20 protein-coding genes are annotated in these 23,244 nt (G+C 71.1%); 12 read left to right on the top strand and 8 right to left on the bottom strand.

Going from position 1 to position 23,244, the window contains the following annotated elements:
• Nucleotides 1-27 precede the first annotated feature (27 nt).
• From ppc to CSC68_RS00275, 3 genes are all read left to right on the top strand, one after another.
• Entirely contained in the window at nucleotides 28-2,742 is a 2,715-nt protein-coding gene (gene ppc / locus CSC68_RS00285) for a phosphoenolpyruvate carboxylase (protein WP_162201517.1), read from the top strand.
• A 337-nt stretch (nucleotides 2,743-3,079) separates the two neighbouring features.
• The gene (locus CSC68_RS00280) at nucleotides 3,080-4,183 is read left to right on the top strand and encodes a glycosyltransferase family 4 protein (RefSeq protein ID WP_162201516.1); all 1,104 of its coding nucleotides are present in this window, start codon (nucleotides 3,080-3,082) and stop codon (nucleotides 4,181-4,183) included.
• A 9-nt stretch (nucleotides 4,184-4,192) separates the two neighbouring features.
• The gene (locus CSC68_RS00275) at nucleotides 4,193-6,313 is read left to right on the top strand and encodes an amylo-alpha-1,6-glucosidase (RefSeq protein WP_246193397.1); all 2,121 of its coding nucleotides are present in this window, start codon (nucleotides 4,193-4,195) and stop codon (nucleotides 6,311-6,313) included.
• Between the two features lie 280 nt (nucleotides 6,314-6,593).
• On the opposite strand, the gene metK is transcribed toward CSC68_RS00275, so the two are convergent.
• Entirely contained in the window at nucleotides 6,594-7,811 is a 1,218-nt protein-coding gene (metK, locus tag CSC68_RS00270; RefSeq protein WP_162201514.1) for a methionine adenosyltransferase, read from the bottom strand.
• Between the two features lie 152 nt (nucleotides 7,812-7,963).
• Between metK and CSC68_RS00265 the strand changes: the two genes are divergently transcribed.
• The gene (locus tag CSC68_RS00265) at nucleotides 7,964-8,977 is read left to right on the top strand and encodes a metal-dependent hydrolase (RefSeq protein ID WP_162201513.1); all 1,014 of its coding nucleotides are present in this window, start codon (nucleotides 7,964-7,966) and stop codon (nucleotides 8,975-8,977) included.
• 282 nt (nucleotides 8,978-9,259) lie between these two features.
• Here CSC68_RS00265 and dusB read toward each other — a convergent pair whose 3' ends face one another.
• The 3 genes from dusB to CSC68_RS00250 form a co-directional block, all read right to left on the bottom strand.
• Nucleotides 9,260-10,258 carry a tRNA dihydrouridine synthase DusB gene (gene dusB / locus CSC68_RS00260; protein ID WP_162201512.1) on the bottom strand — a complete coding sequence of 333 codons (999 nt, stop codon included), beginning with the start codon at nucleotides 10,256-10,258 and terminating at the stop codon, nucleotides 9,260-9,262.
• A gap of 10 nt (nucleotides 10,259-10,268) precedes the next feature.
• The gene (locus CSC68_RS00255; protein WP_162201511.1) at nucleotides 10,269-11,234 is read right to left on the bottom strand and encodes a ribokinase; all 966 of its coding nucleotides are present in this window, start codon (nucleotides 11,232-11,234) and stop codon (nucleotides 10,269-10,271) included.
• A gap of 74 nt (nucleotides 11,235-11,308) precedes the next feature.
• Nucleotides 11,309-12,607 carry a NupC/NupG family nucleoside CNT transporter gene (locus CSC68_RS00250; protein ID WP_162201510.1) on the bottom strand — a complete coding sequence of 433 codons (1,299 nt, stop codon included), beginning with the start codon at nucleotides 12,605-12,607 and terminating at the stop codon, nucleotides 11,309-11,311.
• A gap of 194 nt (nucleotides 12,608-12,801) precedes the next feature.
• Between CSC68_RS00250 and CSC68_RS00245 the strand changes: the two genes are divergently transcribed.
• Complete coding sequence (locus tag CSC68_RS00245) at nucleotides 12,802-13,776, top strand: aldo/keto reductase (protein ID WP_162201509.1); 975 nt, start codon at nucleotides 12,802-12,804, stop codon at nucleotides 13,774-13,776.
• 75 nt (nucleotides 13,777-13,851) lie between these two features.
• Nucleotides 13,852-14,046 carry a hemin uptake protein HemP gene (gene hemP / locus CSC68_RS00240; RefSeq protein ID WP_162201508.1) on the top strand — a complete coding sequence of 65 codons (195 nt, stop codon included), beginning with the start codon at nucleotides 13,852-13,854 and terminating at the stop codon, nucleotides 14,044-14,046.
• 106 nt (nucleotides 14,047-14,152) lie between these two features.
• Here the strand turns inward: hemP and CSC68_RS00235 are convergent, their stop codons facing one another.
• Genes CSC68_RS00235 through CSC68_RS00225 form a run of 3 tightly spaced genes read right to left on the bottom strand, consistent with a single transcriptional unit; the run spans nucleotide 14,153 to nucleotide 16,620 of the window.
• The gene (locus CSC68_RS00235) at nucleotides 14,153-15,226 is read right to left on the bottom strand and encodes a PDZ domain-containing protein (protein ID WP_162201507.1); all 1,074 of its coding nucleotides are present in this window, start codon (nucleotides 15,224-15,226) and stop codon (nucleotides 14,153-14,155) included.
• Nucleotides 15,227-15,253: 27 nt separating this feature from the next.
• Nucleotides 15,254-15,964 carry a hypothetical protein gene (locus tag CSC68_RS00230; protein WP_162201506.1) on the bottom strand — a complete coding sequence of 237 codons (711 nt, stop codon included), beginning with the start codon at nucleotides 15,962-15,964 and terminating at the stop codon, nucleotides 15,254-15,256.
• Nucleotides 15,961-16,620, bottom strand: a complete 660-nt coding sequence (locus CSC68_RS00225) for an RNA polymerase sigma factor (protein WP_162201505.1) — start codon at nucleotides 16,618-16,620, stop codon at nucleotides 15,961-15,963. The genes CSC68_RS00230 and CSC68_RS00225 overlap by 4 nt, the downstream gene beginning before the upstream one ends.
• A gap of 145 nt (nucleotides 16,621-16,765) precedes the next feature.
• Here CSC68_RS00225 and CSC68_RS00220 point away from each other — a divergent pair, with 145 nt between their 5' ends.
• The 6 genes from CSC68_RS00220 to CSC68_RS00195 all read left to right on the top strand — a co-directional run bounded on the left by CSC68_RS00220 (nucleotide 16,766) and on the right by CSC68_RS00195 (nucleotide 21,710).
• Nucleotides 16,766-17,731 carry an SPFH domain-containing protein gene (locus tag CSC68_RS00220; protein ID WP_162201504.1) on the top strand — a complete coding sequence of 322 codons (966 nt, stop codon included), beginning with the start codon at nucleotides 16,766-16,768 and terminating at the stop codon, nucleotides 17,729-17,731.
• A 3-nt stretch (nucleotides 17,732-17,734) separates the two neighbouring features.
• Nucleotides 17,735-18,166 carry an NfeD family protein gene (locus tag CSC68_RS00215; RefSeq protein WP_162201503.1) on the top strand — a complete coding sequence of 144 codons (432 nt, stop codon included), beginning with the start codon at nucleotides 17,735-17,737 and terminating at the stop codon, nucleotides 18,164-18,166.
• Between the two features lie 31 nt (nucleotides 18,167-18,197).
• On the top strand, nucleotides 18,198-18,815 hold the full coding sequence (locus CSC68_RS00210; RefSeq protein ID WP_162201502.1) for a cation efflux transmembrane domain-containing protein: 618 nt from the start codon (nucleotides 18,198-18,200) through the stop codon (nucleotides 18,813-18,815).
• A 67-nt stretch (nucleotides 18,816-18,882) separates the two neighbouring features.
• Nucleotides 18,883-19,989, top strand: a complete 1,107-nt coding sequence (gene gcvT / locus CSC68_RS00205) for a glycine cleavage system aminomethyltransferase GcvT (RefSeq protein WP_162201501.1) — start codon at nucleotides 18,883-18,885, stop codon at nucleotides 19,987-19,989.
• 91 nt (nucleotides 19,990-20,080) lie between these two features.
• Nucleotides 20,081-20,476, top strand: a complete 396-nt coding sequence (gene gcvH, locus CSC68_RS00200; protein ID WP_162201500.1) for a glycine cleavage system protein GcvH — start codon at nucleotides 20,081-20,083, stop codon at nucleotides 20,474-20,476.
• A 763-nt stretch (nucleotides 20,477-21,239) separates the two neighbouring features.
• On the top strand, nucleotides 21,240-21,710 hold the full coding sequence (locus CSC68_RS00195) for a histidine biosynthesis protein HisIE (RefSeq protein ID WP_162201499.1): 471 nt from the start codon (nucleotides 21,240-21,242) through the stop codon (nucleotides 21,708-21,710).
• 116 nt (nucleotides 21,711-21,826) lie between these two features.
• Here the strand turns inward: CSC68_RS00195 and CSC68_RS00190 are convergent, their stop codons facing one another.
• Complete coding sequence (locus tag CSC68_RS00190) at nucleotides 21,827-23,212, bottom strand: serine hydrolase domain-containing protein (protein ID WP_484573199.1); 1,386 nt, start codon at nucleotides 23,210-23,212, stop codon at nucleotides 21,827-21,829.
• Nucleotides 23,213-23,244 lie beyond the last annotated feature (32 nt).

Genomic DNA, 23,244 nt, shown 5'->3' with positions numbered 1-23,244 from the left:
CGCTTCCGCAGAGTTCCGCGCGCATCGATGAACGCCCCACGCAATCTCGAGTTCGCTCCACCGGACCTTCCCCTGCGCGACGACGTGCGACGCCTCGGCGCACTGGTCGGCGAGATGCTCGCCGAACAGGAGTCGCCGGCCTTCCTCGAGGAGGTCGAACGGGTGCGCACCACCGCCATCGCCCGGCGCCAGAACGGCGGCGGCATGGCCTCGCTGGCGGCGCTGCTGGACGGCCTCGAGCCGGCCCATGCCCAGGCCCTGGTCCGCGCGTTCAGCACCTACTTCCAGGTGGTGAACATCGCCGAGCGCCTGCACCGCATCCGCCGCCGCCGCGACTACCAGCGCGCCGGCGGCGACACCCCGCAGCCGGACAGCCTGCACGACGCCCTGCGCCGGCTGCGCGAGGCCGGGGTGGAGCCGACCGAGCTGCTGGAATGGCTCGAGCGGATCGACATCGAGCCGGTGTTCACCGCCCATCCGACCGAGGCGGTGCGGCGCGCGCTGCTGGAGAAGGAGCAGATCATGGTCGCCGCCCTGGTCGACGACCTCGACGGCACCCGCACCCCCGGCGAGCGCGCCGCGGACCTGGCGCGCTTCCGCATGGCCCTGACCTCGGCCTGGCAGACCGCAGATTCCTCGCCGGTGCGACCGACCGTGGACGACGAGCGCGAGCACGTCGGCTTCTACCTGACCGAGGTGCTGTACCGGATCATGCCGGCGTTCCACGAGACGCTGGAGCATGCGCTGGGCGAGAGCTTCGGCATCGCCACCGAGCTGCCGCGCCTGCTGCGCTTCGGCACCTGGGTCGGCGGCGACATGGACGGCAATCCCAACGTCGACGCCACCACCATCCGCAACACCCTCGATGCGCAGCGCCGCGCCATCCTCGGCAAGTACGCGGCCGAGCTGCAGCAGCTGGCCAGCATGCTGACCCAGAGCACCGGCGTGGCCGGCGTCGACGAGGCGGTGCTGCAGCGGCTGGAGGAATACCGCGCGCTGCTGCCGCCGGCCGCGGCGGCCAGTCGACCGCGCCACGCCGACATGCCGTACCGCCTGCTGCTGGAGCTGATGCGCGCGCGCCTGCTGGCGACGCTGGAGGACCAGGCGGTCGGCTACGGCTCGCCGGCGGAGTTCGCCGGCGACCTGGACCTGATCCGCAAGAGCCTGGAGCACAACCGCGGCGTCCACGCCGGCTGGTTCTCGGTGCGGCGCCTGGTCTGGCGCCTGCGCACCTTCGGTTTCCACCTGGCACGGCTGGACGTGCGCCAGGAGTCGACCATCCATGCGCGCGCCATTGCCGCCGCCCTGGGCGACACGGAGTGGGAGAACCGCGATCCGGTCGAGCAGGCGGGCATCCTGGCCGGGCATGCCGGCGAAGGCCAGCCGCTGCCGCAGGCCGACGACGAGGGCAACCGGCGCCTCGATGCCGTGTTCCAGGCGCTCGGCGACGCCCGCCGCCGCCACGGGCCCGACGCCCTTGGTGCCTACATCATCAGCATGGCGCGCAGCCGCGCCGACGTGCTGGCGGTGCTGGCGCTGGCCCGCCGTGGTGGCCTGGTCGACGAGGCCGGGCGCGTGCCGCTGGACATCGCACCGCTGTTCGAGACCGTGGACGACCTGCGCCACGGTCCCGACACCCTGCGCGACCTGTTCGCCGATCCGGTCTACCGCGAGCACCTGCGGGCGCGTGGAAACGTGCAGATGGTGATGCTGGGCTATTCGGACAGCGGCAAGGACGGCGGCATCGCCGCCTCGCGCTGGAGCCTGCAGCGCGCCCAGGTGGAGCTGCTGCAGGTGGCCGAGGAGCACGGCGTGCGCCTGACCTTCTTCCACGGCCGCGGCGGCTCGCTCAGCCGCGGCGGCAGCAAGACCACCCGTGCGGTGGACGCATCGCCGCGCGGCAGCGTCGACGGCCGCCTGCGCGTGACCGAGCAGGGCGAGGCGATCCACCGCAAGTTCGGCATCCGCGCCCTGGCCCTGCGCTCGCTGGAGCAGACCACCGGCGCGGTGCTGGTCTCCAGCATCCGACCGCGTCCGCCGGAGCCGCGCGAGGCGCGCTGGCGCGAGGTGATGGACACCGTGGCCCAGGCCAGCAGCGTGGCCTACCGCGCCCTGGTCGGCGCGCCGAGGTTCATGGACTATTTCCGCAGCGCCACCCCGATCGACGTGATCGAGCGCATGACCCTCGGCTCGCGGCCCTCGCGCCGGCTGGGCCAGGATGCGGCCCTGTCCAACCTGCGCGCGATCCCCTGGGTATTCGCCTGGAGCCAGGCGCGCGCGGTCATCCCGGGCTGGTATGGCGTCGGCAGCGGGCTGCAGGCGGCCGCGGAGCGGCATGGCGAGGACGTGCTGCGCGAGATGGCGGCGGACTGGCCGTTCTTCCGTACCTTCCTCGACGACCTGGCCATGGTCCTGGCCAAGGGCGACATGGGCATCGCCGAGATGTTCTCGCGCCTGTCCGGCGACGGGCTCCACGGCGAGTTCTTCCCGCGCATCAGCGAGGAGCACGCGCGCACGCGCGACTGGGTGCTGCGGATCAACGGCCACGAGTTCCTGCTCCAGCACGACCAGCGCCTGGCGCTGTCGATCCGCCTGCGCAATCCGTACGTGGATCCGATCAGCGTGCTGCAGGCCGACCTGCTGCGGCGCTGGCGCGCCAGTGGCCGCGAGGACGATGCCCTGCTGCGCGCGCTGGTGGCCAGCGTCAACGGCGTCTCCCAGGGCGTGCAGAACACCGGCTGAGCCCCGCGCCGCCCGGTGCCGTCCACTACGGCGCCGGGCAGCCCCTTGAAAGGTCCACTGCCGGCCCCATCTGCCCGCTGCGGCGGCGCCCACGGCCGGCCGCGGAAACACCGCTCCACCGTCCCCCGTGCGTGTTCCGGGCCGACCGACGGTGCTGGCCGTGCGTCCCCTTGCGTTGCCCGCGTCCTCCATGGCCGCGGGCGTGGCCCGTGGCTTGCCGCCGGCGACCGCAAAGAGGAGGAGCACGATGAACGCCATAACTTCGATCCCATGCCACCACGCGCGCAGGCCGTCCGCCGGCGGCCGGGCCCGTGCCAGGCACTGAGGAGGGCACGGCATGCGCATCGCCCATATCGCCCCCCTTTACGAAGCCGTGCCGCCCCGCCTGTATGGCGGCACCGAACGCATCGTGGCGTGCCTGGCCGACGCCCAGGTGGACCTCGGCCACGAGGTGTCCGTGTTCGCAAGCGGCGACAGCCGTAGCCGCGCGCGCCTGGTGGCGGTGCGCGACCAGGCCCTGCGCCTGGATCCGCGGCCGCTGAAGTCCGACCTGGCCGCCCACCTGGCCATGCTGCACGAGGTGCGTCGTCGCGCCGACGAGTTCGACGTGCTGCACTTCCACATCGACCTGCTGCACTTCCCCATGTTCGAGGACCTTGCCGGACGCACCGTGACCACCCTGCACGGACGCCTGGACCTGGCCGGGCTGGCGGAGGCGTACCGCCTGTGGCCGCGTTACCCGCTGGTGTCGATCTCCGAACAGCAGCGCCAGCCGCTGCGCTTCGCCAACTGGCTGGGCACCGTGTACCACGGCCTGCCCGCCGACCTGCTGCAGCCGCCGGAATCGCCGCGTGGCGACTACCTCGCGTTCCTCGGCCGGATCTCGCCGGAGAAGCGGCCTGACCGCGCGATCGAGATCGCCGCCCGCGCCGGCATGCCGCTGCGCATGGCGGCCAAGGTCGACGCCGCCGACGCGGTGTACTTCCACGACTGCATCGAGCCGATGCTGGATGCGTCGGGCGTGGAGTTCATCGGCGAGATCGACGATGCGCGCAAGCCGGGTTTCCTCGGCCACGCCGCGGCGCTGCTGTTCCCGATCGACTGGCCGGAACCGTTCGGACTGGTGATGATCGAGGCGATGGCCTGCGGCACCCCGGTGATCGCCTGGGACCACGGCTCGGTGCGCGAGGTGGTGGAGGACGGCGTGACCGGCTTCATCGTGTCGTCGATGGAAGAGGCGGTGGCTGCGGTGGAGCGGCTGCATGAACTGGACCGCGGCAACATCCGCCGGGTGTTCGAACGCCGCTTCTCGTCCACGGTGATGGCGCGCGCCTACCTGGACCTCTACCGGCGCCTGGCCACCCCGGCCACCGAGGCGGCCAACGACGCCACCGTCGCCGGGGAGCGCGCCGACGGCGACGCGTTCCAGCGCAGGGCCTGAGCCATGCGCATGGCTCGCACGCTTCCGGCCAGCCGCCAGCTGGGCTATTCGCTCAAGGACGGCGACAGCTTCCTGGTGAGCGACGCGCTGGGCGACATCCACGGCGGCGAGGTGGCCGACGGCCTGTTCCACGACGGCACCCGCATCCTGTCGCGGCTGCGCCTGGGCCTGGACGGCGCGCCACCGACCTTGCTGAGCGCCGCCGCCGCGCACGACCGGGTGGTGTTCACCGCGCACCTGACCAACCGCCCGCTGCCGCCGATCGGCGACAGCGCGGCGGCGGGCAAGGGCGTGATCCACATCGAGCGTTCGCGCTTCCTGTGGCAGGGGCGCCTGCACGAACGGATCGTCTGCTCCAACTACGACCGCGTGCCGGTATCGGTGCCGCTGACGATCGAGTTCGCCGCCGACTTCCTCGACATGTTCGAGGTGCGCGGCATGCAGCGGCAAAAGCGCGGCAGCTATCCGCAGGTGCAGGCCGAGGGCGACCGCGTGGTGCTGCGCTACGAGGGCCTGGATGGCGTGGAGCGGCGCACGGTGATCGCCTTCTCGCAGGCGCCTTCCAGCCTGGACGGCGGGATGGCGCGCTTCGACCTGCAGCTTGGCCCGCGCCAGGGCATGGCCCTGTACCTGGAAGCCGGGCCGGAGGTCGGGCAACCCGAAGCCACCCGGCACCGCCGCGCCATGGCCCAGGCACGGCGGGCGCTGCGCGCGCGGCGCCGCCCCGGTGCGCGACTGCGTGGCGGCGGCCTGCTGTTCGATGCCTGGGTGGAGCGTTCGCGCACCGATATCGCCCTGCTGGCCAGCGACCTGCCGTCCGGGCGCTATCCGTATGCGGGCATCCCGTGGTTCTCCACCCCGTTCGGGCGCGACGCGATCATCACCGCGCTGCAGATGCTGTGGCTGGATCCGGGCCTGGCCCGCGGCGTGCTCGCCTACCTGGCCGAGCGCCAGGCGGCCGAAGACTCCAGCTTCCGCGATTCGGCGCCGGGCAAGATCATGCACGAGACCCGCAAGGGCGAGATGGCGGCGCTGGGCGAGATCCCGTTCGGCCTGTACTACGGCGGCGTGGACACCACGCCGCTGTTCGTGGTCCTGGCCGGTCGCTATTTCCGCCGCACCGGCGACCGCGGATTCATCGAGCGGCTCTGGCCGGCGCTGCGCAGCGCAGCCGGCTGGATCGAGCGCAGCTGCGATGCCGATCCTGACGGGCTGCTGGCGTACGCGCGCGGGCAGGACAGCGGCCTGTCCAACCAGGGCTGGAAGGACAGCGGCGATTCGGTGTTCCACGAGGACGGCCGCCTGCCCGAAGGGCCGATCGCCCTGGTCGAAGTCCAGGGCTATGCCTGGGAGGCGCTGCGCGCGATGGCTGGGCTGGCGCGCATGCGTGGCGAGGAGCAGGCCGCGCGGCAATGGGACGCGCGCGCCGGACGCCTGCGCGCCACCGTGGAAGCCCGCTTCTGGGACGAGTCCCTGGATTTCTACACGCTGGCGCGCGACGGCGCCGGGCGCATGTGCCGGGTGCTGGCCTCCAATCCCGGGCACCTGCTGTACGTGGGGTTGCCCGCGCCGGAACGCGCGCGCCGGGTGATCGCGCAGCTGGCCTCGCCGCGCTTCGACAACGGCTGGGGCGTGCGCACGCTCGCCAGCGACCAGCCGCGCTACAACCCGATGTCGTACCACAACGGTTCGGTGTGGCCGCACGACGTGGCCCTGTGCGCGGCGGGCATGGCGCGCTACGGCGCGCGGCGCCAGGCCGCGCGCCTGCTGGGCGAGGTGTTCGAGGCGGCGACCTACTTCGACATGCGGCTGCCCGAACTGTTCTGCGGCTTCCCGCGCACCGTCGGCGATCCACCGATCGCCTATCCGGTGGCGTGCACACCGCAGGCCTGGTCGGCCGGCTCGGTGTTCATGCTGCTGCAGGCCTGCCTGGGGCTGGAGATCGACGCGCTTGCGCGGGAGGTCGTGATCGAGCACCCGCAGCTGCCGCCGGGCGTGGACCGCCTGCGGGTGGAGTGCCTGGACGTGGGCGGTGCGCGCGTGGACCTGGCGTTCGAACGCATCGGCGACCGCGTGGTCGCCGCGCGTGCCGGTGGCGCGGAGGACGTAAGGCTGACGGTGCGGCTGTGAGCCGGCCGCGCCGCCGCCGGCGAACGGCATGTTGGCCACCGAGATCTGGTTGGGGCGATGCAGGAGCGGGCGAGGGCGGCAGCGATGGCGCGTGCCCAGCCGGTGCCCCTGGAGGCTTGTGGCCTGCGATCGTCTTCCCGACTCGCGCCGATGCCAGCGCAGGCACATGGCTGCATCAGCCGCCGGCCGCCGGCGGAATGGACCACCGCGCGCTCCGGCGGGACCGCCGCAAAGGAAAAGGCCGCCCGGGGGCGGCCTTTCCTGGAGCCTGCGGCGAGGCTTACTTCAGCTTCGCGTCGGCGCGCAGCGCCTCGGCCTTGTCCGTCTTCTCCCAGGAGAAGGCGGTGGCGACCTGCTTCTTGCCGGCGCCGTCGGTGTAGCCCAGCTCGAACGGCTTGCGGCCGAAGTGGCCGTAGGCGGCGGTCGGCTGGTAGACCGGGTGCACCAGGTCCAGCATCTTGATGATGCCGTACGGGCGCAGGTCGAAGTGCTTGCGGATCAGCTTCTCGATCTTCTCGTCCGGGATGCGGCCGGTGCCGAAGGTGGTGACCGAGATCGAGGTCGGCTCGGCCACGCCGATGGCGTAGGAGACCTGCACCTCGCACTTGTCGGCCAGGCCGGCGGCGACCACGTTCTTGGCCACGTAGCGGGCGGCGTAGGCGGCGGAACGGTCGACCTTGGACGGATCCTTGCCCGAGAACGCGCCGCCACCGTGGCGGGCCATGCCGCCGTAGCTGTCGACGATGATCTTGCGGCCGGTCAGGCCGCAGTCGCCCACCGGGCCGCCGATCACGAAGATGCCGGTCGGATTGATGTGGACCTTCTTCTTCGGCAGCGATTCCAGCCACTTCTTCGGCAGGACCGGCTTGAGGATGTGCTCGTACACGCCCTCGACCAGGTCCTTCTGCTTCACGCCCGGGTCGTGCTGGGTGGACAGCACCACGGCATCCAGGCCCACGACCTTGTTGCCGTCGTAGCGCAGGGTGACCTGGCTCTTGGCATCCGGGCGCAGCCACGGCAGCGGCGAGTTCTTCTTCTTGCGGACCTTGGCCTGCTGCTCGACCAGTCGGTGCGAGTAGTAGATCGGGGCCGGCATGAACTCCGGCGCCTCGTTGCAGGCGTAGCCGAACATCAGGCCCTGGTCGCCCGCGCCCTGCTCCTCCGGCTTCCTGCGGTCCACGCCGGCGGCGATGTCCGGGGACTGCTTGCCGAGCATGTTGATGATGGCACAGGTGTGGCCGTCGAAGCCGACGTCCGAATTGTTGTAGCCGATGCTGTTGATGACCTGGCGGGCCAGGCCCTCGATGTCGACCCACGCGGTGGTGGTGACCTCGCCGGCGACGATGGCGGCGCCGGTCTTCACCAGGGTCTCGCAGGCCACGCGGGCGCGCTTGTCCTGCGCCAGGATGGCGTCGAGGACCGCATCGGAGATCTGGTCGGCGATCTTGTCCGGATGGCCCTCGGAGACCGATTCGGAGGTGAAGAGATAGCTGGACATCGGGCTATATCCCTGTATTCGGATGAAAAGATGGCCGCGCATGATACACGCGCGCGGGCCATCCTGCATTCTGCTCCCCGGCGGGTTGCTTTCCGTTAATGCCGGCGGGGCTTTGGGGCCTGGCGTGAAGCCGCGCTGCTAGCATTCCGGGCATGGATTCACTGACCCAGATCGTCCTCGGCGGGGCGGTTGCCGCCGCCATCGCCCCCGCCGGCCACCGCCGCGCCGCCCTGCTGGCCGGCGCCGCCCTCGGTACCCTCCCGGACCTGGATTCGCTGCCGATCATGCTCGCCACCGACGACCCGGTGGTGCTGATGACCGTGCACCGGAGCTTCAGCCACTCGCTGTTCGTTCTGCCTTTCGTGGGGTGGCTGCTGTGGTGGCTGTTCCGCCGCTACGGACGCGGGCGGGTGGCGGAGGCGCCGCGGCGCTGGTTCTGGGCTATCCAGCTGGCGCTGGCCACGCATCCGCTGCTGGATGCTTTCACCGTCTACGGCACCCAGCTGTGGTGGCCGCTGCCGGCGGCGCCGACGATGTGGTCGAGCGTGTTCATCATCGATCCGCTGTACACGGTGTGGCTGCTGGTCGCCTGCGTGGTGGCCTGGTTCGCCCGCGCGCGGCCGCTTGCGCGGCATGTCCTGCTGGCGGGGCTCGCGCTCCGCAGCGCCTACCTGGGGGGGTCGCTGGGGGCCAAGGCGATGGTCGACCGCCACGCCCAACGCACCCTGGCCGCGATGGGCCTGGGCGATGCGCCGCGGTTCTCGGTACCGATGCCGTTCAACACCCTGCTCTGGCGGGTGGTGGCGATGACGCCTGGCGGCTTCGTCGAAGGCGAGTACTCGCTGGTGGCCGACACCGGGCCGATTGCCTTCCGTGGTTATCCGTCCAATACCCAGGCCCTGGCGGAGGCGGCCGGGATCCCGGCCGTGCAGCGCCTGGCCTGGTTCAACCATGGCTTCATGAAGGCGCGCGAGCGCGAAGGCCGCCTGGAGCTGTCCGACCTGCGCATGGGTGCCGAGCCGGACTACAGCTTCGTGTTCGAGGTGGCCGAGCGCGACGCGGAAGGGCGCTGGCAGGCGATCCCGCCGCGCCAGCTGCGGCTGCCTTGGCAAACACGGCGGCGGCTTGGCCCGATGTGGCACCGGATCTGGGAGGCACCGGAGTGACTGGTGTTGGGGATTGGGGATCGGTGATTCGTGATTCGTGATTGGGTCAGTTCCCCTCTCCCGGTGGGAGAGGGGCAGGGGCGGGTCACGACGCATCGTCCGCTCGCGACGTTGCCATGCACCACCCCGGATGCGGCCTTCGGCCTTATCCGGGCTACGGTGACTACACGGGGCCGCTGGAGAGGTCCGGCGCGTTGCCACGTGCCGCGGACTCAACGCGGGATCGGGCAAGTATCCGGCGCGTAGCCCGGGTAAGCGGAGCGCACCCGGGGAGATGTTCCCTCACGCCACTTCGGGCAGCGCGAAGGCTGCGCCGGCCTCGAGCGCGTCGAAGTAGGCGCGGGTCAGGGCCAGTTGCTCGGCCGCGGTCCGGGCGCGGTTGACCACGGCACGGAAGGCGGCGTTCTCCGGCCGGTCCTTCGCGTACCAGCCCAGGTGCTTGCGCGCGATGCGCACGCCCTGTTCCTCGCCGTAGAACGCGTGCAGGGCCTGCAGGTGGCCGATCAGGATGTCGCGCACCTCGGCCACGGACGGGTCGGGCAGTTCCTCGCCGGTGGCCAGGTAATGGGCGATCTGGCGGAAGATCCACGGCCGGCCCTGGGCGGCGCGACCGACCATGACCGCGTCGGCACCGGTGTGGCGCAGCACGAAGGCGGCCTTGGCCGGCGAGTCGATGTCGCCGTTGGCGACCACCGGGATGCGCAGCCTCGACTTCACCTCGGCGATGGTGTCGTACTCGGCCTGCCCGGTGTAGTGCTGGTTGCGGGTGCGGCCATGGATCGCCAGCGCGGCGATGCCGGATTCCTCGGCGATGCGCGCGATGGTCGGCGCATTGCGCACCTCGGCGCACCAGCCGGTGCGGATCTTGAGCGTGACCGGCACGTCGACCGCGGCCACCACCGCCTCGAGGATGCGCGCCACCAGTGCCTCGTCGCGCATCAGCGCTGACCCGGCCCAGGCGTTGCACACCTTCTTGGCCGGGCAGCCCATGTTGATGTCGATGATCTGGGCGCCGTTGGCGACGTTGTAGCGCGCCGCCCCGGCCAGCTGCGCCGGCTCGGTCCCGGCGATCTGCACGCTGACCGGGTCCGGTTCGCCGGCATGGTCCATGCGCTGCAGCGACTTGCGGGTGTTCCAGAAGCGCGGGTCGGAGATGGTCATCTCCGACACCGCCAGGCCGGCGCCCAGCTGCTTGCACAGCAGCCGGAACGGCTTGTCGGTGACGCCGGCCATCGGCGCCAGCACCACCTTCGGCTCGATCGCGTACGGACCGATCCGCATCGCCGCCGCCTCAGCCCGGGAAGCGGGCCAGCACCTCGTCGTGGCGCGGCATCGAGGCGGCCGCGCCCGCACGCTCGGTCGACAGGGCGGCGAAACGGTTGGCGTAGCGCACGTGGGCCGCGAACGGCTGCCCTGGCGCGCGCGCCAGCGAGGCGGCGAGCGCCCCGTTGAAGGCATCGCCGGCGCCGGTGGTGTCGCTGGCGGTCACGCTCTCGGCGCCGATGCGGTAGTACGGCTGGGCGTCGCCGCGCGGCTCTTCCTCGGCATGCGAGACGAACACGCCCACCGAACCCATGGTCACCACCACGGTGCCGTGCGGCAGCAGCTTGCGGCACAGCGCATGCAGGCGCGCGCCGTCCAGCGCGGCGACCGAATCCGGCTCGACCCGCTCGCCGACGTGGCGCGCCAGCTGGGCGGCGAATTCGGTCTCGTTCGGGGTCAGCACGTCGGCCAGGCGCAGCAGGCCCATGCTGGTCGGCGCGTTGGCCGGGGCCGGGTTGAGCACGGTGGTGGCGCCGGCCTCGCGCGCCATCGCCAGCGCGGCCTCGATCGCCTCGGCGGGCGATTCCAGCTGCGCCAGCAGCACGCCCGCGGCGCGCGCCAGGGCGGGATCGGCGGTGACATGGGCCGCGCCCAGCACGCCGTTGGCGCCGGCGCCGATCACGATGGTGTTGCGGCCGCGCGCGTCGACGTAGATGCCCGCGGTGCCGGTGGGCTCGCTGCTGGCCTCGGCGCGCAGGTCGATGCCGTCGGCCGCGGCCAGTTCGCGCGCCATCGCGCCGCCGGCGTCATCGCCCAGCGCGCAGATGAAGGTGGTGGGCGCACCGGAACGGGCGCAGGCCACGGCCTGGTTGAAACCCTTGCCGCCCGGGCCGGTCATGTACTGGCCGGCGATGGTGGCGCCGGTGGCGGGCAGTTCGTTGCAACGCCAGACATGGTCGACGTTGAAGGAGCCGACGACGATGACCGGATTCATGGGGCCTCTGTTGCGTCTGGATATCGGGGGAGGAGAACGGCCGGGTGCACGGGGCACCCGGCGGACGGCGATGCTCAGCCGAAATGCGACAGTACACCCGCGATGGTCGCGGTCATGAAGGTGGCCACCGAGCCACCGAGCACCGCGCGCAGGCCGAAGCGCGCCAGGTCCTGGCGGCGCTCCGGGGCTAGGCCACCGATGCCGCCGATCTGGATCGCGATCGAGCTGAAGTTGGCGAAGCCGCACAGGGCATAGGTGGCGATCAGCGCGCCTTCCTTGCTCAGGAACTGGCCCGGGACCTGGCCGTTCACGATCTGCGACAGCTCGGTGTAGGCCACGAACTCGTTGATCACGATCTTCTGGCCGATCAGCGAACCGACCGTGGTGGCGTCGCCCCACGGGGTGCCGATGATCCACGCCACCGGGGCCAGCACGTAGCCGAGGATGGTCGACAGGCTGGTCGGCTTGCCGATCATGCCGGCGATGCCGGTGACCTCGCCCAGCCAGGTCAGCGGTGCGTTGACCAGGGCGATCAGGGCGATGAAGGCCAGCAGCATCGCGCCGATGTTCAGCGCCAGGCGCAGGCCGTCGCCGGCGCCGGCGGCGGCCGCGTCGATCACGTTGGCGGTGGTCTTCTCGACCTCCATCTTGACCGTGCCGCGGGTCAGCGGCTCGGAGGTCTCCGGCACCAGGATCTTGGCGATCACCAGGGTGGCCGGCGCGGCCATGATGCTCGCCGCCAGCAGGTGCTTGGCGTAGAACACCTGCTGCTCCGGGTCGCCGCCGCCGAGCATGCCCACGTAGGCGGCGAGCACGCCGCCGGCGATGTGCGCCATGCCGCCGATCATCATGGTCAGCAGCTCGGACTGGGTCATCTTCGGGATGTACGGGCGGACCGTCAGCGGCGCCTCGGTCTGGCCGATGAACACGCTGGCGCAGACGCTGGTGGTCTCGGCGCCGGACACGCGCATGACCTTGGTGATCGCCCAGGCCATGGCCCGCACGACCGCCTGCATGATGCCCAGGTGGTAGAGCACGCCCATCAGCGCCGAGAAGAAGATGATGGTCGGCAGCACCTGGAAGGCGAAGATGAAGCCCACCGTCGAGGTGTCCATCAGGCTGCCGAAGATGAAGTTGGAGCCCTCGCTGACGAAGCCCAGCACGCGCACGAAGCCGTGGCTCATCGCGTCGAACACCTGGCGGCCGCCCGGGACCAGCAGCACGACCGCCGCGAACGCGATCTGCAGCAGCACGCCGGTGCCGACCAGCCTCCAATCGATGGCCCGCCGGTTGTTGGAGAACAGCCAGACGATGCCGATCAGCACGGCCAGTCCGAACAGGCCGAAGCCAATCCGCCCGATTGCCTCGATCATGGGGGTCCTGCAAATGTTAAAGATGCGCGAAAGCGTAGCAGGTCGACACCCTGCGCGTGTGTACGGAGTGCGCCCGCGGAAGGTGGATCGGCCCGTCGCAACCCCGCTGCGACAGGCCCTGGAGCGGGACGCGACGCCCGTCGCGGCGGGCTGCGCCTACACTGCGCGGGTTCCCGTTTCCCTGGAGTGATTCCATGCAATACCGCCGCCTCGGCGCTACCGGACTGCAGCTGTCGGCGCTGTCCTTCGGCGCCTGGATGACCTTCGGCCGCCAGGTCGGGCGCAGCCAGGCCCGCGAACTGGTCGCCGCGGCCTGGGACCACGGCATCAACTTCTTCGACAACGCCGAGGCCTATGCCAATGGCGAGGCCGAGCGGGTCATGGGCGACGTGATCGCCGACCTGCGCCTGCCTCGCGATGGCTTCTGCGTTTCCAGCAAGGTGTTCTTCGGCTCGGCCGAGTCGCCGCGCCCGACCCAGCGCGGACTGTCGCGCAAGCATGTGGTCGACGCCTGCCATGGCGCGCTCAGGCGCCTGCGGGTGGATTACCTGGACCTCTATTACTGCCACCGCCCGGATCCGGACACCCCGGTGGAGGAGACGGTCGCGGCGATGGACATGCTCGTGCGCCAGGGCAAGGTCATGTACTGGGGCACCTCGGAGTGGCCGGAGGCGCTGATCCGCGAGGCGGCACGGTTCGCCCGCAGCCAGCACATGGCCGCGCCGGTGGTCGAGCAGCCGCAGTACAACCTGCTGCACCGGCAGCGGGTGGAGCTGGAATACGCGCCGCTCTATGCCGAGCTGGGCATGGGTACCACCACCTGGTCGCCGCTGGCGTCGGGCCTGCTGACCGGCAAGTACGCCGGTGGCGTGGGTGGGGAAGGGCGGCTGGCGCAGGCCGACGCCGTCTGGCTGCAGCCACTGGTGCTGGGCGAGCCGCAGGAACGACGGCTCGAGCGTGCCCAGGCCTTCGTCGAGGCGGCGGCCCAGCTGGGCGAGGCGCCGGCGCCGCTGGCGATCGCCTGGTGCCTGCGCAATCCGCATGTCAGCAGCGTGATCCTGGGCGCCAGCCGGGTCGAGCAGCTGCTGCAGAACCTGGCGGCACTGGAGATCGCGCAGCGGCATGACGAGCAGGTGTGGCAGCGGCTGGAGGTCGTCACCACGCGCTGACTGGCGTTGACATGCAAATGCGAATTATTATCATCGGCGTGGCTGCATTCCTCCTGTCCCCCGCCGGAGTCCGCAATGAGTGTCCTTCGCCTGGCCCCGCCGTCGTCCTCCCCCCGCAGCGCCCCTGCCAGCACGAGCGTTCCGCTCGATGCCGAAGCCCTCAGCAGCGACCAGCTGCTGCGGGGCCGCCGCGAGATCCTGATCCGCCACGGCGACCGCGTCTACCGGCTGCGCCATACCAGCAACGACAAGCTGATCCTGACCAAGTAACCGGACTGGCGCCGCCCGGCCCGGCATTCCCCGCTGCCGGGCGGTGGCATCCACGCCGGACCCGCTGCCCGCACGGCCGTCGCAGCAGGCGGCCTGGTGGCTGGCTTCAGACCAGCGGATCGATCGGCGGCGCCAGCACGTCGGCGGTGGGTGCGGGCGGCTCCGGTGGCGCGGGGGGCGGCGCCATCCCGGGCCTGGCGGGTGGAGCAGGCGGTGCGGGTGGCGCGGGCACGAATTCCAGCGAGCGCAGCCGCTCGGGCACGGTCACCTGGACCTGGCGCGCGCTGCGGTCGCGCATCACCGTCAGCCGCGCCTGTTCGCCGGGCTTCTTCCGGGTCATCTGCCGCATCGCCTCGGCCGGGGTCGACACCGCCCGGCCTTCGACCTGCTGGATGACATCGCCGGCCTGCAACCCGGGAAGCGCGCCCTGCGACAGCACCAGCACGCCGCGGTCGGTGCCGAAGTAGCGTCCCAGCTGCGCATCCAGCGCGACCAGGTGCAGTCCGTTCCAGCGCAGCGCCTCGCTCAGCAGCGGGGCGTGGCAGTCATCGCCTGCGCATGCGCCCGGCAGCGACAGTTGCAGGACCTCGTTGCGCAGCTGCGGCGCCGGTGGCGCATTGCCGGAGAGCCGCTGGGCGAAGACATGCGCCTGCATCGGCTCCGGCACGACCTCGACCGTATGCTCGCGGCCGCCGCGCTGGTAGGCCAGCTGCACCCTGCTGCCGGACTGCAGCTGCGCCAGTGCCTGGCGCGCGGCTTCGACCCGGTCCCTGCCGGAAGTGCCGGCGATGGCCTTGCCGCGGATGCGCAGCAGGCGGTCACCACTGCGCAGTCCGGCCTTCTCCGCGGCGCTGCCCGGGGTCACGCCGGCGATGCGGACGCCGGCTTGGGGGTCCTCGCCAAGCAGCACGCCCAGGCGCGGGCGGGCGGCATCGTCCGCCAGCCTGGCGGCGGCGCCCATCCCGGGCCCGGCCTGCTCGCGCGACAGCCCGGCCACGCGGCGCGCTGCCTGGGCCAGGTCAGTGCGGGCACGCGCGAGTTCCCCGCGGGCGTTGGCCAGTTCTTCGGCGCTGGCCGGGTCCTGGGACGGACTGCTGGCGGCCTGGGCCGGCAGCGCCAGCAGGCACGACATGGCAAGCGCCCAGGGCGTGGCATGTCGGATAACGGGTACGTGGATCATCTCGTCTTCTCCGGAAGGGGCCGGGCCTCAATAGACCTGGACCAGGGCGTAGCGGGAACCGGTGTCGGCAAACAGCGCATCCCAACGCTGGTCGCTGGCGACGGCGGCCAGTTCGCGCAGCAGGGCGACGCGGCGTTGCCACAGGCCTGCACGGGTCTCATCGTCGAGCGCGGCCGATCCCAGGGCCGCGTCGATCTCGCCGACCTGCGCCTGCAGCGACAGGGTCAGCACCAGCTGGGCGCCGTCGACCGGGCCGTTCGTGGACAGATGGACCAGCAGCGTTTCCAGGCGCGCGGACTCCTCCTGCAACGTTGCGAGCGTGGGGTCGTCGGGTTCGGCGGGCGTGGCAGCAGCGTGCGCCGGGAGCGTGGCGGACGACGGCGTCGAGCGGCCGGCTGCGATGGTGCCGGTGGTCGCGCCCGCCGGAGCGGCGCTGGTCCCGCGTGGTTCCGTCGTCGTCCCCGTGGTTGCAGCGGTGGCGGACGCCACGGACCGCGGCGCGGCGTCGATCCGGGGCGTATCCGACGGCTGTCCGGAACGCACCAGCAGCAGTACCGGCAATGCCGCCAGCACGGCGGTGGATGCGGCGATCGCCCACGGCAGTACGCGCCGCACGCGGCGGGGCTTCGGCGCGAGCCGTGGTGCGATCCGCTGCCATGCCCCGACTGGCGGCGACTCCAGGGGCAGCGCGGCGAAGGCGTCGTCCCAGGTCCGTGGCGGGGAAGGGGTCTTGCTCATATTGATTGCTCCTGGACCTGCAGCAGCACGCGCAGGCGACGGGTGCCGCGCGCCAGCTGCGACTTGGAGAAACTCGGGCTGCGCTGCATCAGCGCGGCGATCTCCTCGTGGGTATGGCCCTCGGCGTGGTAGAGCCAGAGCACGCTGCGGGTGGCCGCCGGCAGCGCGGCGAGGGCGCGTTGCAGCAACGCCGCATCGGCGGCCGCCGGCGGAGGCGGTGCGGCATCCTCGGCGTCATGCCCATCCAGCGGCAGCATGTGCTCCAGGCGCCGACCGCGGCGCAGCCGCAGCAGCGCCTCGTTGATCGCGATCTGCCGCAGCCAGCCCCAGAACGGACCGCTTCCGCGGTAGTCGCACACGCCACGCAGCACCTTGAGCATGGTGTCCTGCAGCACCTCGCTGGCCTCCTCGCGGTCGCCGCACAGGCGCATCGCCAGGGTGAACACAGGGCGTTCGAACCAGCGGTAGAGCTGTTCGAAGGCCGCCGGCTCGCCACGCCTGGCGCGTTCCAGCAGCGCTTCGGGCACGGCGATGGCGAAAGCCGAGCGTGGCGCACCTTCCGCGCGGGTGTCGGCGGCGGCAAGCGCGACGCACGGGACGCCGCCGCCGTCGGGCGCGGGCGGAGGGGGGACGCCGGGGAGGAGGCCGTGGGTCATCAGTCTTGTGGATGCCTGGGGCGGCGAAAGCGTCGCAGCCCGGTTGCAGGTCGTGACCGGACGGAAGGCCGGCGGTCCGGCGTCGCTCCGTGCCTATACTGGCGCCGGACCAATCGCGGCCTGGATGGCCACAAGGAGCATGGGGATGTTCTCTTCGGGTTTCGTCGCGGCAGTGCTGGCGGTTGCCGGCATCATCGTCCTGTTCAAGACCGTGCGGATGGTGCCGCAGGGTTTCGAGTGGACGGTCGAGCGCTTCGGCAAGTACACACACACGCTCGATCCCGGCCTGCATTTCCTGGTCCCGATCGTCTACGGCATCGGTCGCAAGGTGAACATGATGGAACAGGTGCTGGACGTGCCCAGCCAGGATGTCATCACCAAGGACAACGCCGTGGTCCGGGTCGACGGCGTGGTGTTCTTCCAGGTGCTGGACGCGGCCAAGGCCGCCTACGAGGTGGCCAACCTCGAAGTGGCGATGATCGCCCTGGTCCAGACCAACATCCGTACCGTGATCGGTTCGATGGACCTGGACGAATCGCTGAGCCAGCGCGAGGCGATCAACGCCCAGCTGCTGGGCGTGGTCGACCATGCCACCAACCCGTGGGGCGTCAAGGTCACCCGCATCGAGATCCGTGACATCCAGCCGCCGCGCGACCTGGTCGACGCCATGGCCCGGCAGATGAAGGCCGAGCGCGAGAAGCGCGCGCAGATCCTCGAGGCCGAGGGCTCGCGCCAGTCCGAGATCCTGCGCGCCGAGGGCGAGAAGCAGGCCGCGGTGCTCGAGGCCGAAGGCCGCAAGGAAGCCGCGTTCCGCGACGCCGAGGCGCGTGAGCGCCTGGCCGAGGCGGAAGCCAAGGCGACCACGATGGTGTCCGAGGCGATCGCCAAGGGCGACGTCCAGGCCATCAACTACTTCGTCGCACAGAAATACGTGGAGGCGTTCGCCAAGCTGGCCACCGCGCCGAACCAGAAGTTCGTGCTGATGCCGATGGAGGCCAGCGGAATCCTCGGCTCGCTCGGCGGCGTGGCCGAACTGGCGCGCGAGGCGCTGGCCGGGCAGCAGGCCAACGCCGCACGCCGCAACACCCCGCCGCCGCGTCCGGGAGCCTGAGCCGTGCGCTGGGACGTGACCACCTGGGCGGTGCTGGCACTGGTGCTGATCGCGGCCGAGACTCTGGCGCCGGGCGCCTTCCTGCTGTGGATGGGTTTCGCCGCCGCGGCGATGCTGCTGCTGGTGCTGCTGCTGCCCGGCATCCCGCTGCTGGCCCAGGTCGCGCTGTTCGTGGTGCTGAGCTTCGTCTCGATCCAGGTCTACCGGCGCTGGTTCCGCGGCCGCGGACGGCAGAGCGACCGGCCGTTGCTCAACCGCCGCGCCGAGCAGAACATCGGCCTGGTGGTGCCGCTGGACCAGGCGATCGTCGCCGGCCGCGGCCGGATCAAGGTCGGCGACGCGTTCTGGACCGTGGAAGGTCCCGACCTGCCGGCGGGCACGCTGGTGCGGGTGGTCGCCGTGGACGGCATGGTCCTCAAGGTGCAGCAGGCCTGACGCAGGCTCCGCGCGGGCCGGGAGCAGGGTGATGGTCGGGTGCCATGGGGGATGCGGGGTCGAGGCGGCACGCCTGCAGGCGTGCCAGCGCCGGGTCCTGCACATCGTGCTGTGGATCAACGCGGCCAGCTTCCTGCTGATGGTCGGCGCTGCGTTCTACGCCCGTTCCACCTCGCTGCTGTCCGGCGCCCTGGACAGCCTGGGCGACGCGCTTACCTATGCGCTGAGCCTGGCGGTGGTGGCCTCTTCGCTGCGGGCCAAGGCCTGGGTCGCGATGTTCAAGGCCGCGCTGATCCTGGGCGCGGCGCTGGCGGTGGCCACGGCGATCGGATGGCGGCTGTTCGTCGATCCGGCGGTGCCGCTGTTCGAGGCGATGGGCTGGGCCGGTGCGCTGAACCTGGCCGCCAACCTCGCCTGCGTGTGGCTGCTGCGCCCCTGGCGCGATGGCGACGTCAACCTCGCCTCGGCCTACGAATGCGCGCGCAACGACATCGCCGACGGCCTGTCGGTGCTGCTCGCCGGCACGCTGGTATGGCTGACCGGCAGGGGCTGGCCGGACCTGGTGGTGGCGGCATTGCTGCTGGCCGTGTTCCTGGCCTCGGCCTGGCGCGTTTCCCGGAACGCGCTCGGGGCGCTGCGCGCGGCATGACCCCAGGCACGCGCCGCCGCGGCGGCGCCGTAGGGGATAATGGCGCCTTTCCATCCCCGAGAGCGCCATGACCCTCAAGACCGTACTCAATGAAAGCCACCGTGCCCTGGGCGCGAAGATGGTCGACTTCGGCGGCTGGGACATGCCGATCCACTACGGCTCGCAGATCGACGAGCACCACCTGGTGCGCCAGGCCGTGGGCATGTTCGACGTCAGCCACATGACCGTGGTCGACCTGCACGGCGACCAGGTGCGGCCCTTCCTGCGCCGGCTGCTGGCCAACTCGGTGGACAAGCTCAAGGTCCGGGGCAAGGCCCTGTACTCGTGCATGCTCAACGAGCAGGGCGGGGTGATCGACGACCTGATCGCCTACTACCTGGCCGACGACTGGTTCCGCCTGGTGGTCAACGCCTCCACCCGCGAGAAGGACCTGGCGTGGATCAGCCGGCAGGCCCAGGACTTCGGCGTCGAGGTCCGCGAGCGTGCCGAGCTGGCGATCATCGCGGTGCAGGGTCCGCGGGCGCGCGACACGGTGATCGGCCTGCTGGCCGAAGGCGAGCGCGACCGCGCCGGCGCCCTGGCCCGATTCGCCGCGATCGACGTCGCCACCGCCAGCGGCATCCCGCTGTTCCTGGCGCGCACCGGCTACACCGGCGAGGACGGCTTCGAGGTGGTGCTGCCGCAGGACCAGGCGGTCGCGTTCTGGAACGCGTTGCTGGAGGCGGGGGTCAGGCCGGCCGGCCTGGGTGCGCGCGACACCCTGCGCCTGGAAGCGGGCATGAACCTCTATGGCCAGGACATGGACGAGTCGACCACCCCGTGGGAAGCCGGCCTGGCCTGGACCGTGGCGCTGGACGAGGGCCGCGACTTCATCGGCCGCGCCGCGCTGGAGGCGCAGAAGGCGGCGGGCGTGCCGCGCCAGCTGGTCGGCCTGGTGATGGACGAACGCGGCGTGCTGCGCCACGGCCAGAAGGTGCTGGCCGCCGGTGGCGAGGGCGAGATCCTGTCCGGCACCTACTCCCCGACCCTGGGCAAGGCGATCGCGTTCGCGCGCATTCCCGCCGGCGAGCCGGGCCAGGTGCGGGTCGACATCCGTGGCCGCGAGGTGCCGGTCCGGGTGGTGAAGTTCCCGTTCGTCCGCGAAGGCCAGGCGCAGCCCGGCGTCCTCGCCTGAGCCAGGGCCCAGCGCGAGGTTTACCTCGGGTTGGGCGCTACTTAGACTAACCACTGTTCCCACATACCCCTGCGCGAGCGGAGCCTTTCCAATGAGCGAGATCCCCGGCGACCTCAAGTTCCTCAAGTCCCACGAATGGGTCCGTGCCGAAGGCAACGGCCGCGTCACCGTGGGTATCTCCGACCACGCGCAGTCGCTGCTGGGCGACCTGGTGTACGTCGAGCTGCCGGAAATCGGCGCCAGCGTCGAGGCGGGCAACGCCGTGGCGGTGGTGGAGTCGGTCAAGGCCGCCTCGGACGTGTACACCCCGGTCAGCGGCAAGGTGGTCGAGGTCAACGAGGCCCTGGCCGACAAGCCGGAAACCATCAACGAGGACGCCTACGGCGAAGGCTGGATGTTCGTGGTCGAGGGCGTGGACGACGACCAGCTCGCCGAGCTGCTTTCGCCGGACGACTACGCCGAGCTGATCGAGGGCGACGAGGACTGACCGTCCGTCGCCGACCTGCGGCAACGAACGACGCCCGCCATCCGGCGGGCGTCGTCGTTTCCGGGCGGCGCGCGCATCGCCACGCACCCGGGTCGTTCCCGTTCCTTGTCCGCCGGCGGCCGCTCGCCGGCGCGCGCATCGCCTTCCAGGGTTCGCGCAGTTCTGCGCAAATCGGCTTGTGCGACGCGAAAAGGACCGGGCGCCGGAAAAAAAATCGCGCGCTCGTCGGGTCCGTTCGGCGCAGTCGGGGTACGCCTCCGGCGAGTCCGTCGGACTGCCCGGTGCGTGCATGCAGAAACGCACGATGCAAAAAAAACCACTTGTTTTTCCGCACCTGCTTGCATGGCGCATCGTGCGCGGTGGTCGACGCGCACGATGCGGTGGCGATCGATGGCGGCGTGAGGCGGTGAGCATGGCGTGCAGGCGCGCGCGGAATTGCGCGCGCAGGTGTTGACAGTAAAAAAAACCGTGATTAGGTTTCGCCCAGCAGACGCTGCCTGCCGAAGCGAGTGAGTCGAATCAACACCACAACGCGAAGCACAACCCGGGCATCCGCCATGAAGTTCCAGCAGGTGGATAAGGCCCGCTTCCCCCAAGCAAAAGCAGCGACCCCCAGGATTCCGGCCCGCGCCATCGCATCGCGCGGGCCCAACCGTATCCGGATCGACGTGCCTGACGCGCCGACGGACCACCCGCTGCCAAGGCGGCGGGCTTTCGCGACTGGGCGATACCCAAACGCAAATCACTGACGAGGAGCTACACCATGGCTGTCAAGAAAGCTGCGAAGAAGAAACCCGCCGCCAAGAAGGCGGTGAAGAAGGTCGCCAAGAAGGCCACCGCCAAGAAGACCGCCGCCAGGAAGCCGGCTGCGAAGAAGGTCGCCAAGAAGGCCACCGCGAAGAAGGCCGTCAAGAAGGTCGCGAAGAAGGCCACCGCCAAGAAGGCGACCAAGAAGGCCGCCGCGAAGAAGACCACCGCCCGCAAGCCGGCCAAGAAGGCCGCGGCGAAGAAGACCGCCAAGAAGGCGGTGAAGAAGGTCGCGAAGAAGGCCACCGCCAAGAAGGCGACCAAGAAGACCGCCGCCAGGAAGCCGGCTGCGAAGAAGGTCGCCAAGAAGGCCACCGCGAAGAAGGCCACCAAGAAGGCCGCTGCCAAGAAGCCGGCCGCCAAGAAGGCCGCCAAGAAGAAGCAGGCCCCGGTTGCCCTGCCGGCCACCCCGGCTCCGCTGATCTGATCAGCTTCCGATTACCGTAGTACCCGAATGCCTCCCTCCCCGATGCCCAGCGGGGAGGGAGTTTTTTTTTTTGGGAGTCGTCGTGGCGGCCGCTACGGCCGCCGGCGGGCCGCCGCTCAGCGCGGCGAAGCGGCGGCGCGGGCGGCGGAGGTGCCGCGCGCCGGCGTGGACGGCGCCTGTTCGCGGTCCACCATCAGGTTGTCCGAACCGAAGTCCACGTCCACGTCGAGCCAGCGCTGCGGCGGCAGGCCGAGTGCCTGGTCGATGATGGTCGGCAGCAGGCCGGACGGCAGGCTGCTCTCGCTGTTCCACAGGATCGCCACGCCCAGGTCGCGCCCCGGCAGCATCGCCGCCAGGCCGCGGTAGCCCTGCACGGCGCCGGCATGGAACACGACTTCCTCGCCCGCGTAGTCGAACACGCGCCAGCCCAGCGCATAGGCGGCGGAGTTGACCCGCTGCCGGCGCCAGCCCGAGCGCAGCTCGCCCGGGGTCGACACGACCGGCGCGTGCAGGGTTGCCAGCAGCGGCGCCGGCAGCACGTCGGGGCGGTGGCCGGTATGGGCGAGCAGCCATTGCGCCATGTCGCTGGCGCTGGCGTTGACGCCGGCGGCAGGCGGCAGGCGGTAGTAGGTCGGCTTCGGCCGGATCGAGACCCAGCCGTTGCGGCTGCGCACGTGCGGGCGCGCCCAGCGGCTGCTGGATTCGATGCCCGGCAGGCCGAGGCTGGCATCGCGCATGCCCAGCGGCTCGAAGATGCGGCGCTGGACTTCCTGTTCGTAGAAGTTGCCGGTGGCGGCGAAGACCACGTCGCCGACCAGGCTGAAGGCCACGTTCTGGTAGGCGTAGCACTGGCCCGGTGCGCACTGCATCGGCGCGTCGGCCAGCTTCTGCGCCACCTGGTAGTACTCGGCGTTGGCCTCGATGTCGCGGTCGTAGGCGTTGTGCGCCTTCAGCCCGACGCTGTGGCTGAGCAGGTCGGACACGGTGACCTGCCGGGTATAGGAGTCATCGGCCAGGCGGAAGCCGGGGACGAAGTCGGCGACCCGGCTGTCCCAGCGCAGGCTGCCGTCGTTCACCAGCAGGCCGGTCATGGTCCCGGCGAAGGCCTTGGACAGCGAGGCCAGGCGGAACACGGTGTGCGCATCCACCGGCTCGGGACGGGCGACGTCGGTGACACCGTAGCCGCGGGCGCTCAGGATGCGGCCGCCCTGGACGATGGCCATCGCCATGCCGGGGACGCGGCGGCCCTGGACCAGCTGCTCGGCCATGGCCTCGAACATGGCGACGTCGAAGCCCTGCGCCGGAGGCAGCACGGCGCGTGTGGCGGTATCGCGGTAGGGCAGGGGTTGGGTCGGCGGCGGAGGCGTGGCCGACAGGGTCGGAGTGCGGGCGGTCGACGGAATGGCCAGTCCCAGCATCAGGCCCAGGGTAGCCAGCCTGAGTGCCCGGGGTGCGAGTGCGCGGACCGCCTTCGCGGACCGGGGAGTGCGCCCGTCTCTCATCGCTTCCTACCTGTGATTTACTGCTGCAACCG

The sequence above is a fragment of the Pseudoxanthomonas suwonensis genome, from assembly GCF_010093235.1.
In the GTDB taxonomy this organism is placed as follows: Bacteria; Pseudomonadota; Gammaproteobacteria; order Xanthomonadales; family Xanthomonadaceae; genus Pseudoxanthomonas; species Pseudoxanthomonas suwonensis.
Note: the sequence above shows the minus strand (reverse complement) of the source record. Positions and strands in the feature narration are given on the sequence as shown.

Coding starts and splice junctions, on each gene's coding strand:
- CSC68_RS00265 (WP_162201513.1), top strand. CDS start 7,964: ATGGATTCACTGACCCAGATCGTCCTCGGCGGGGCGGTTGCCGCCGCC.
- CSC68_RS00255 (WP_162201511.1), bottom strand. CDS start 11,234: ATGAATCCGGTCATCGTCGTCGGCTCCTTCAACGTCGACCATGTCTGG.
- CSC68_RS00235 (WP_162201507.1), bottom strand. CDS start 15,226: ATGATCCACGTACCCGTTATCCGACATGCCACGCCCTGGGCGCTTGCC.
- CSC68_RS00275 (WP_246193397.1), top strand. CDS start 4,193: ATGGCTCGCACGCTTCCGGCCAGCCGCCAGCTGGGCTATTCGCTCAAG.
- CSC68_RS00230 (WP_162201506.1), bottom strand. CDS start 15,964: ATGAGCAAGACCCCTTCCCCGCCACGGACCTGGGACGACGCCTTCGCC.
- hemP (WP_162201508.1), top strand. CDS start 13,852: ATGAGTGTCCTTCGCCTGGCCCCGCCGTCGTCCTCCCCCCGCAGCGCC.
- CSC68_RS00280 (WP_162201516.1), top strand. CDS start 3,080: ATGCGCATCGCCCATATCGCCCCCCTTTACGAAGCCGTGCCGCCCCGC.
- CSC68_RS00220 (WP_162201504.1), top strand. CDS start 16,766: ATGTTCTCTTCGGGTTTCGTCGCGGCAGTGCTGGCGGTTGCCGGCATC.
- gcvT (WP_162201501.1), top strand. CDS start 18,883: ATGACCCTCAAGACCGTACTCAATGAAAGCCACCGTGCCCTGGGCGCG.
- CSC68_RS00195 (WP_162201499.1), top strand. CDS start 21,240: ATGGCTGTCAAGAAAGCTGCGAAGAAGAAACCCGCCGCCAAGAAGGCG.
- dusB (WP_162201512.1), bottom strand. CDS start 10,258: ATGCGGATCGGTCCGTACGCGATCGAGCCGAAGGTGGTGCTGGCGCCG.
- metK (WP_162201514.1), bottom strand. CDS start 7,811: ATGTCCAGCTATCTCTTCACCTCCGAATCGGTCTCCGAGGGCCATCCG.
- CSC68_RS00245 (WP_162201509.1), top strand. CDS start 12,802: ATGCAATACCGCCGCCTCGGCGCTACCGGACTGCAGCTGTCGGCGCTG.
- CSC68_RS00250 (WP_162201510.1), bottom strand. CDS start 12,607: ATGATCGAGGCAATCGGGCGGATTGGCTTCGGCCTGTTCGGACTGGCC.
- ppc (WP_162201517.1), top strand. CDS start 28: ATGAACGCCCCACGCAATCTCGAGTTCGCTCCACCGGACCTTCCCCTG.
- CSC68_RS00225 (WP_162201505.1), bottom strand. CDS start 16,620: ATGACCCACGGCCTCCTCCCCGGCGTCCCCCCTCCGCCCGCGCCCGAC.
- CSC68_RS00210 (WP_162201502.1), top strand. CDS start 18,198: ATGGTCGGGTGCCATGGGGGATGCGGGGTCGAGGCGGCACGCCTGCAG.
- CSC68_RS00190 (WP_484573199.1), bottom strand. CDS start 23,212: ATGAGAGACGGGCGCACTCCCCGGTCCGCGAAGGCGGTCCGCGCACTC.
- gcvH (WP_162201500.1), top strand. CDS start 20,081: ATGAGCGAGATCCCCGGCGACCTCAAGTTCCTCAAGTCCCACGAATGG.